Origin of the sequence: Methylobacterium sp. WL7 (assembly GCF_008040085.1) — a bacterium.
GTDB lineage: Bacteria > Pseudomonadota > Alphaproteobacteria > Rhizobiales > Beijerinckiaceae > Methylobacterium > Methylobacterium mesophilicum.
Genome location: NZ_VRVG01000293.1, coordinates 1 through 1,808 on the forward strand (window position 1 = coordinate 1; position 1,808 = coordinate 1,808).

2 protein-coding genes are annotated in these 1,808 nt (G+C 72.5%); both read right to left on the reverse strand.

Features of this window, described 5'->3' with window-relative positions; genetic code table 11:
• The coding region (locus FV233_RS29310) for a CoA ester lyase (protein ID WP_147857554.1) at nt 1–1,048 on the reverse strand (1,048 nt) is incomplete at its 3' end.
• Nucleotides 1,049–1,222: 174 nt separating this feature from the next.
• A partial coding sequence (locus FV233_RS29315) for a DUF2778 domain-containing protein (protein WP_147899623.1) occupies nt 1,223–1,808 on the reverse strand: 586 nt, incomplete at its 5' end.

Genomic DNA, 1,808 nt, shown 5'->3' on the forward strand with positions numbered 1-1,808 from the left:
ACCCCAGCTGATACACCGCCGCCAGTTCCGGATCCTTCGCGGCGACCAGCTTGGCCAGGTCCACGATGACCTTGGCCTGCTTCCAGGTGGCGTCGTCCTGCATCTTGCCGTCGAGCATCACGGCGCCGGTGCCGTCGGGCATGGCCGCGACGATGCGGGCCGCGAACGCCACCTCGGCGGGGTCGGGGGCGAAGACGCGCTTGGCGATCGTCACCTGGCTCGGATGCAGCGTCCAGGCGCCGGCGCAGCCCATCAGGAAGGCGTTGCGGAACTGCGCCTCGCAGGCATCGCCGTCGGAGAAGTCGCCGAACGGGCCGTAGAACGCCTTGATGCCGTTGGCCATGCAGGCGTCGACCATCTTGGCGATGGTGTAGTGCCAGAGGTCCTGCTGGGCGGTGGCCCGGGGCGCGTCGCCCGCGGGATCGCTGAGCACCCGGTAATCCGGGTGGCCGCCGCCGACCCGGGTGGTCTTCATGCCGCGCGACGCCGCCAGGTCGGCCGGGCCGAGGCTCATGCCGTGCATCCGCGGAGAAGCCGACGCGATGGCGTCGACGTTGGCCACGCCCTCGGCGGTCTCCAGGATCGCGTGGATCAGGATCGGCTTGGTCACCCCGTGCCGGGCCTCGAGCTGGGCGAGCAGCTGGTCGACGTAGTGGATGTCCCACGGCCCCTCGACCTTGGGCACCATCACGACGTCGAGCTTGGATCCCACCTCGGCGACGATGGTGAACAGGTCGTCCAGGATCCAGGGCGAGTTGAGGGCGTTGATCCGGGTCCAGAGGCCGGTGCCGGTGGCGGCGAAGTCGGTCGCCTGCGCCATGGCGACGAAGCCCTTGCGGGCCGCCTCCTTCTGGTCGGCCGGGACCGCGTCCTCCAGGTTGCCCAGCACCACGTCCACGGTGCCGGCGAGCTCGGGCACCCGGGCGCGGACCTTGTCGTTGTGGGGCGGGACGAAGTGGATCATCCGCTCCAGCCGCACCGGCAGCTCGCGGAACGGGGCCGGCGCGCCGGTGGCGAGGGGCTGGAAGAAGCGGCGGGGCAGTTTCATGATGGGCCTCTTGTAACGGGCTTGGCGTCTGGCCCCGTTAAGGCAGGCTTGGGCCGGCGCGTAAAGGCACCCATCGCCAGAGCACCCTCCGACTTTGGGGGCAGCCGCCCGGAGCCGTTCCCGGCCGTCGTGCAATCGGGACCGGCCCGCCATCCGCGCTGTGACGCGCGCGCGTCAGCCCCGCCGGCCCGGGCGGTCGGCCATGCCGACCCGGCTGCCGAAGAAGTCGCCCCGGCTGCCGGCCACCACCACGAGGCGGCGGACCTCGCCCCGGAGGAACGCCTGCAGGAAGCGGTTGTAGTCGCGGAACGAGACGCAGCCGTTCGAGGCGCCGGGCTGGCGCAGCATGTAGGTGTGGGCGAGCAGGCCGTCGCGGCCGTGGATCGCGCGGCTGCCGCCGACCGGGTTGAGGCGGATCGCCCGGACCCCGTGGAACAGGCGCTCGCGCTCGGTCAGGTCGTAGGTGCCGGGGGGCGTCGAGCCGCGCATGCGCAGGTGGACGTAGCGCGGGTCGTCCATGGCCTCGCCGAGGCCGGAATGGGCCTCCAGCACATCGCCGGAGGGGAGGGTCACGGTGCGGGCGGTGATGTCGTAGACGGCGGTGCCGGCGACGGATTCGGGGGCAGCGCTGATCCGGGTGCGCGGCGCCTCCTGGGGCAGGGCGTCCGGGCTGGCATAGGCGAGCGCCTGACGCGACTCCGCGCGGGGCGCGGCGGCGCCGACGCCGAACAGCGTCTCGAGGAAGGACGGCTCCTCCGCC